Here is a 7,527-nt window from a genome sequence, read left to right as displayed (position 1 = left end):
TGTTATATGAGAATGTAATAGCTCAGATGCTTGTCGCAAATGGACATAAATTGTATTTTTATACTCATTATTCGCGTGAAAAACATCGTAACGATATAGAAATTGATTTCATTATATCCAACAATAGTAAGCTGAAATATAAAATGTATTCGATAGAAGTAAAGTCAGGGAAAAAATACACTACAGCTTCGCTGGATAGGTTTAATGAAAAATATAAATCGAGAATAGGTGAGAGTTATATTATTCATCCAAGAAATCTTGTAATAAAAGATGGAATAGTGTGTATACCGGCGTATATGACATTCTGTTTATAAATCATATTTATTTTAAGAAGAATATGACAAAGTACAAGATAAACCCAAGCAAAATAGAGCAAAATGAGGTATTTAAATCGTGAAGAAGCAATTTTGCAAGCCGTGAAGATAGTTAAAATGCGAAAAAAGAAATTTTTCTTTACTACTTTAGATAGGATATCGATAGCAAGCCGGCGTTTTTATGAGATTTCTGCAGAAGAGGAAGAAAAAATAATAAAAGGCTTTAATGAATCTTAAAAAGTTTTCGCTATACTAATTGGAATTTTAGAGGAGGTACTATGGATTTTGAAAAAGAATGGCTATTACATTTTGCAAATAACATATCAAAATCACTTTTGAAAAAAAGAGTTGTAGGAGGGGGTAATTTTCTTTGGCACATTTTTTCTTGGAATATTGTTGATGCAGATAAGTATTTTACAGGAGATAACGCAAGAAAAATATTTGATGAACTTGATAAATCTGGAGCTAAGTATTTTGACTTGTGGGAAACTAATCCTTCTCTTAAACTTCTTGGAAAAGAAATGGATTCGAAATATATAGATAAGTTTGACGAAATATATGTAGTTTCATCCGATTGGTCTTGGACATATATGAAGACACACGAGGACGATTGTGGACCATATTTTTATAGGTCTTGATATTTACAGCTTATCAAGAGTGACTGAAAGGGCATCAGCAATCTTAATAATGGTTGATACCCTACCGTCACCTCTTTTCTCAAGGTCTTCTATTGTACGCACAGGTACACCTGAAAGCCTGACCATTTCTTTTGTAAATTCTTTCATACTTGCATAGTTGGTGGATTGGTGTTATATTTTAGGTAAGGCATAGGGGCTTTCGCCCCCATCACTTACCTAAGGGAGTGGATGAGGAAGAGTATCACACCGGTTAAATAGGATATATTCCAGGAGAACTTTATAAGTTCATTGAGCAACTTGTTAAGTTCTCTTGCTGCTTCCGTCATCCTACGGATTGTATCCCTCAACTTTGTTACTCTCTATTCTATAGTTTAATTATACCATGCAAATGCGTGGCAATCGAGCAGAAAATCCCTATTTTATCATATTTTTTAATATTTTTATCCAAAACAGGTTTTTACTTTCCTTTGAATTATAAGGTTAAATAAAATATAAAATGAGTAGGAGGTGTTGAATATATATGAAAAAAATAGATGAGAATTGATTATCTGTATCGTATAAAATCACACAATACAGATATACCGGAATATTTATTTGGTGAAAATAATAATAGCATGATTGCAATATTGCGTAAATGAAAATAGTGATGTAGTGAATGTAATCGTATCAAAATACTTGTTACCGTAAGTAAATGAGAATAGTATAGCATCTTTTGTAAAATTGCGTAATAATAAGATACATTCTGGTACAGTTGAATGGGGGAAAGTGCAAATATATTTGCCCCAATTACACCAATTTGAAGTACTTTGCAAAAAGTGTAGTCATTAACAAGAAAAATACGATGCAATAAAAAGCCGATAAATCAACGCAAAACTCGGCATTACAAGGCATTTTAATACGAGGAAAAATTTGCGGAAATTGTGTTGTTTTGGGTACCTCAAACCCAGAAGTTGATCATAAAAATGATATGAAAAGTAACTTTGAACTAACGAGAGATAGAATATCAGCATATATGAAATATGTAAAAGAACATGGGTTCAATGAGATAACAATTATGGATAATGGAAGAGAATATAACCTTAAAAGTAATATTATTCACTTGAATTAGGAGGAATTATGAATATACACGTGTTTGTTGTTGATTCAACAACTTTTAAATTACATCTTGATTATATGTTTGCTGGTACCGGAGCGAAGGATAAGACAAGTCCTTTTTTAACTTCTGCAGAAGTAAATTATCATCATAGTACAGAACGAAACTTAGTTGGAATGATAGCAGATATTTCAAGAATTCGACCAGGAGATAAGATTATCTTTTATCTACAGTCAACTCAAAATAATCAAGGATTGTTTTTTGGAGTATTTAAAGCAGAATCGTTGGGATTTTTCGATGAAAATGATAATAATAATTATCTGGTGAGTGAACTTGGAAAGGGATTAGCTTTTCGTGTTAAAATTGCACCAGATTGTGTATATCCTCTTGGAATTACTGAACACGATTATTTAGATGATTTAACTGGTAAAAGTGCTCCTCATCAACTTTGTTGGAGTATGATTTATAGAAAGTTAAAAGGTAATAGAGGCTGTACAATGATTACTCAGTATGAGTTTGACGATTTGAAAGCTAAACTTGAGGTGAAGAATAACGGTCAAACTTTAAATAATACTAGATTTTCATTTGATTCTAGAGAAGTCAAGATTAGTAATGTTGATCAGACTAATCCATATACAGGAAGAGAGTGTATTCTAGATATTCAACCAAGACTTTTATATAAGGCACATAGAGGAAATGCGTTTGAGACACATCTACAAGCATTTATTATGCAAAAATTTGATTCGCCTATATTGAAAGATAAAATATTGTCTCTAGATAATGGAAGTGTTTGGATAGGCAATGAAGTATCGTGTGGAGTTGGAATGCAGCGAATTGACACGATGATAATTGAAGAAAATGAAACGGAAATACATCTCAAAATTGTTGAATTGAAAGATGAAGAACCATATGATTATATTATTGATGAGCAATTGCCGTGGTATCTTAAGTGGTCTTCACAATATATTATTCCGAATATACTATCATATGGAAAAAAAGTTATAGTTCATCCATGTATCTTAGCGAAGAGAACAGACAACCAAAGAATAATTGATAGGATAAGAACTCAAGAATTAGTTTCTTTGAATATTGAAAATGTAGAAGTCATTTGTGATAGCACGATAACGCCAAATACCCTGCTGATTGGTCTTACCTTTGGTTTCACCAAAATTCTTTACAAGAATTGCTTTAAGTAAGAAACCTTTTTCTATGAATTTATTCATACAATGAAACCCAAGAGGTACCACTTGACTATTTGCGTATTTATCGCCTATAACACAGGCACAATATCTGTTTTTTTCAAGATATTTAGTTGAATTATCAATTACTTCTCCAAATGAATTTAGAAATTCTTCGAGACTTTCAGTATTTGACAAATCATTTTTGTTATCTGAAAATTTAATAATGTTCCAATATGGTGGATGCATAATTACAAATTGTAATTTATTTATACCTATGGTTTCCATTATTTTATCCATATTAATGGTTCGGCTATCTCCAGTAATTATTTTTACAGAACAATCATCATGATGTTCTGTTTGTATTCTGTCACAAGATTCACGAGCGACCTCGGGTTGCAATTCGATTCCAATAGAATTTCTTCCCATACGCTGTGCCTCTATTAAAGAAGTACCGCTTCCCATAAACGGATCAAGAATCCAATCTCCTTTTTTGGTATATCGAGTAAATAATTGGTGTGGTATCTGTGGAACAAAATTACCATGATAATCTCCAGTGTGAGCACCGGAATTATCACGCTTATCTATTATCCATAGAGAATCGGTGTTAATATCATCATATTCTTTCCATTTTTCGGGGTCTAAATCATTATATCTTGCCATCCGGTTCCTCCTATTGTTTTATTAGACAATGCAGGTACTCAGTAGTAGAGTCGGCTGCAATATTTCTGTTTTCATCTTTGTCTGCTTTGAAACGTCTATACTCTTTAGTAAAGAAGCTATATTTTCCATAGTGAGACATTATTTCTTTTATGGTATCGAGACTCATAAGGCCTTCGTTGTTATAGCTCAAAAATATATATTTGAATTGAGCATTTTTGATTAAGTCTTCGAATGTTTCTGCAACAGTCCTTTTGGAACAAAATTTGCTCTTTTGGTCTGAAGAATCTCGGAGTCCTGTAACTCCACTTAATTCAGGATTATCGTATCTCGCAATTGTTTCGAGTACATGGTAATTAGAACAATATTGTCTAGCATTATATGGCGGGTCGAGGTATAATACATCTCCATGAATTTTTTTTGCCAATGTATTAATATCCTCGTTGTAAGCTTCTCCGATACTGCCGGAAACTACTGGCAATAGTTCTAATTGGAACTCTTTCCTGGCAGATTTTTTGATATGCTTTAAAAAGGCACCATATACAGAAGCTGTATTTGCATATTTGTCAATCGAGTTTACGAGGCTGGCTAAATAATAAAAATACAAATTGTTATTGATTTGACCTGATGAATGGAGTCTGTCGAGCTCTATTCTTATAGCGTCACATTTCATTCCATTTTCATTAGTAAAATAATTTCTACCTGAACCGGAGCCTTCACAATAATTTTTGTATATAAAGCCTTCGACAGGTTGAAGATTATTAAGTGTATCTAATAGGCTTGTGTCAAGTTCTGGAATGTTTTCTATGTAATGTTTATTCAAGACATAGCTATAGTATTGAATATCGTTTGAAATAACGGTACATCCTTTTGATTTATACGTTTGACCTACGATTCCAGTTCCGGCAAATAAATCGGCAAAAACATAATTATCCCCATGTTTATATTCAGTAACTTTTTCTATTGTTGTTTCTAAAAAATCCAATAAAGAATATTTTGAGCCAATATAATTCATTTTAATTATCTCCTTCTTCGTGAGAATTAGCATTCACGTCATTTTCCGGTAGAAAAACTAAGATATCATTTGGTGTGCATTCTAATGCATTACAAATGCTCTCTACTTTATCAAGTGCAATATATTGACCGGTTTTTATTTTGCTAATAATGTTAGCTGATATATTAGCATCCCTCATAAGCTGAGAATGAGAAATATCTCTCTCTATTAATATGTGTTGAAGTTTCTTATAGCTTACTGACATTTTATAAACCTCCTTACATCAAACAATCTATAACATTTCTGTGAAAAAATCAATAAAAATATGAAAAAATTGACTTAAAAGAAGTATACAAATGTCTTTAGAGGATTATTTATATATTACTCGAACTGTATATAATTTCAAGTGATTTATGAGAGAAGGGGAGATAATAATTTCAACAGATTTTAGGATAGAAGAACAATGCCCCTTCTGACAATCTTCTGAATCACGGTATTACTGTCTGTTGATTTTCCTTATGATAAATTTATCGCAGTTGCGACAGCATATCATGATACCTTCTGGTCTTGATTCTTCATTACCTCTGTTTTCAAGAGCAGGATCTTCGGAAATCATACGAGCAAGAGTGTACCACGCAATATCACATACTGAATCAATATCAGCAGAAAATTCAAATATTACATTATAGCTACAATTATAAGTGGTAAATCTAAAAGGATGGTATCTGAGCTGTCCGACTCAATGAATGTTTACACCAACCTTGGATTTGACGATGCAAAGGATGATGACCTCGGTGGTAATGTGCTGCCGGGGTTATTTTTGTGATAGAAAAAGTATGGGTGTTATGCTATGATAAATGATATATTAGGCGGAGTGTTTCTCCGTGCTAAATTCTAGTTTTTAGTGCTAAGGAGAATCGAATGAAACTGTTAGTTATAGATATACAAAAAGGAATTACAGACAATAGACTCTATAATTTTGAATCATTTATAGATAATACTAAAAGAATTATTGATGCTGCTCGTGCGAATCAGATAGAGGTCATATATTTTCAGCATGATGATGGACCTGGAACGGGTTTTTCGATTGGTGATGAAGATTTTGAAATTGCGAATCAGGTGACACCTATGGATGAGGAAAAGGTTTTTGTAAAAGATATTAATAGCTGCTTTGGAAATGAAGAGTTTGTTGATTATATTAAAAATGAAGATACTCTGATAGTTGTCGGTTTGCAGACAAATTTTTGTGTTGACGCAACTGTGAAATCTGCATTTGAAAGAGGATATAAGGTGATTATTCCACAAGGAGCAAATTCAACCTTTGATAATGATTATATGACCGGCGAAGTAACATATAAGTATTATAATGATATGATGTGGCCTGAGAGATTTGCTACATGCATGTCGGTTGAAGATGCGATAATTTATCTGAAACAATAGGTGGTGATTTTTTGTGAAAAATGAAATTGTTTTATTTATAGATGGAGATGTAAATATTGAAGTTGAATTAAGTCCAGAATTGGAAACAGTTTGGCTGACACAGAAACAAATGGAGATATTGTTTGATGTTAAGCATGCCACAGTGAGCGAACATATCTCAAATATACTTGCTTCAGGAGAATTGGATGAGACTTCTGTCGGTTTTTCCGACAAAAGTTCCGGGGGAAGAAAACCTAAGATATATAATCTGGATATGATACTTTCAGTAGGATATAGAGTTAATTCAAAGCGAGGAATAGCATTTCGTAGATGGGCAAATTCTGTCTTGAAACAGTATGTAATACAAGGTTATGCTATTAATGAAAAAAGATTGCAAGCGCTTGAAAGAACAATTGATATACAAACAAAGATGCTTGCAAGTAAATTGGATGTTGAAGAGTCAGATGTTTTAAAAGCTGTTACTTTGTATACAGATGCATTGATGCTTTTAGACCAATATGATCATCAATCTCTTGAAAAACCTGTGGGGAATAAGCCTATATATAAAATAACATATGAAGAATGTCGAAATATGGTTTCTCACATGGAGACTTCATTTAAATCAGATGTATTTGGTGATGATATATATACGTCATTAGAGGAAAAAGCTGCTAATTTATTTATTTTATGATTAAAGATCATCCATATGCAGACGGATGCAAGTGAATTGCGGCTTCGCTATTCCTAGAATTCTTAGATAAGAATAATGCTCTCTTTATTGATGGAAGGAAGAGATTAAGTGATGGCACACTAGTGGCAATTACATTAATGATTGCTGAATCAAAAGCCGATGAAAAAGATATTATGGTTAAGATGGTTATGAATTTGCTTGTTCTATAATTACTTAATATGCTGATATATGTTATTAACAGAATACTTAAATAATAAGTTTCAGTTTATTAGCAAAGTATTATGAAGAGTTAAATTGATATTTTGCTACTAGGTATGCGAGTTGACAAAGAAAAATGCAATCTGCTTTTTAACAAAAAATCATAGTTAGCTGTAATCTATTTGGTAAAATAAAAGCATTGGTTCATACCTTATAACGCTTACCCTAAATTTGAAACCCCTTTAACGATTCTACCGTTAAAAGGTGCGTAGTCAACCTCCCTATCGTTGACTACTAATGACTACTACATTTTGCTACGATTTGCCTTATATAGTGGAAATC

7 protein-coding genes and 1 pseudogene are annotated in these 7,527 nt (G+C 32.3%); 4 read left to right on the top strand and 4 right to left on the bottom strand.

The window, feature by feature from the left end:
- Positions 1–314, top strand: a pseudogene (locus ACTTKP_RS10320) (ATP-binding protein); the annotation flags it as partial.
- A gap of 278 nt (positions 315–592) precedes the next feature.
- Positions 593–952: a DUF4275 family protein gene (locus ACTTKP_RS10315; RefSeq protein WP_442553819.1), complete on the top strand. Its 360-nt coding sequence runs from the start codon at positions 593–595 to the stop codon at positions 950–952.
- Positions 953–955: 3 nt separating this feature from the next.
- On the opposite strand, the gene ACTTKP_RS10310 is transcribed toward ACTTKP_RS10315, so the two are convergent.
- The 4 genes from ACTTKP_RS10310 to ACTTKP_RS10295 all read right to left on the bottom strand — a co-directional run bounded on the left by ACTTKP_RS10310 (position 956) and on the right by ACTTKP_RS10295 (position 5,142).
- The gene (locus ACTTKP_RS10310; RefSeq protein WP_442553818.1) at positions 956–1,099 is read right to left on the bottom strand and encodes a hypothetical protein; all 144 of its coding nucleotides are present in this window, start codon (positions 1,097–1,099) and stop codon (positions 956–958) included.
- A 2,019-nt stretch (positions 1,100–3,118) separates the two neighbouring features.
- Positions 3,119–3,886, bottom strand: coding sequence for a TRM11 family SAM-dependent methyltransferase (locus tag ACTTKP_RS10305; RefSeq protein ID WP_442553817.1), 768 nt, complete (start codon positions 3,884–3,886; stop codon positions 3,119–3,121).
- A gap of 10 nt (positions 3,887–3,896) precedes the next feature.
- Positions 3,897–4,898 carry a DNA adenine methylase gene (locus ACTTKP_RS10300; RefSeq protein WP_442553816.1) on the bottom strand — a complete coding sequence of 334 codons (1,002 nt, stop codon included), beginning with the start codon at positions 4,896–4,898 and terminating at the stop codon, positions 3,897–3,899.
- A gap of 1 nt (position 4,899) precedes the next feature.
- Entirely contained in the window at positions 4,900–5,142 is a 243-nt protein-coding gene (locus ACTTKP_RS10295) for a helix-turn-helix domain-containing protein (protein ID WP_442553815.1), read from the bottom strand.
- Between the two features lie 656 nt (positions 5,143–5,798).
- On the opposite strand from ACTTKP_RS10295, the gene ACTTKP_RS10290 reads away from it, so the two are divergent.
- Positions 5,799–6,317, top strand: a complete 519-nt coding sequence (locus ACTTKP_RS10290; RefSeq protein WP_442553814.1) for a cysteine hydrolase family protein — start codon at positions 5,799–5,801, stop codon at positions 6,315–6,317.
- Positions 6,318–6,330: 13 nt separating this feature from the next.
- Positions 6,331–6,987 (top strand): RhuM family protein, encoded by a 657-nt coding sequence (gene rhuM / locus ACTTKP_RS10285; RefSeq protein ID WP_442553813.1) that lies wholly within the window; start codon positions 6,331–6,333, stop codon positions 6,985–6,987.
- Positions 6,988–7,527: the final 540 nt, after the last annotated feature.

The sequence above is a fragment of the Catonella sp. genome, from assembly GCF_052169795.1.
GTDB lineage: Bacteria > Bacillota > Clostridia > Lachnospirales > Lachnospiraceae > Catonella.
The sequence above is the reverse complement of the archived record's forward strand: the minus strand, read 5'-3'. Positions and strand labels throughout refer to the sequence as shown.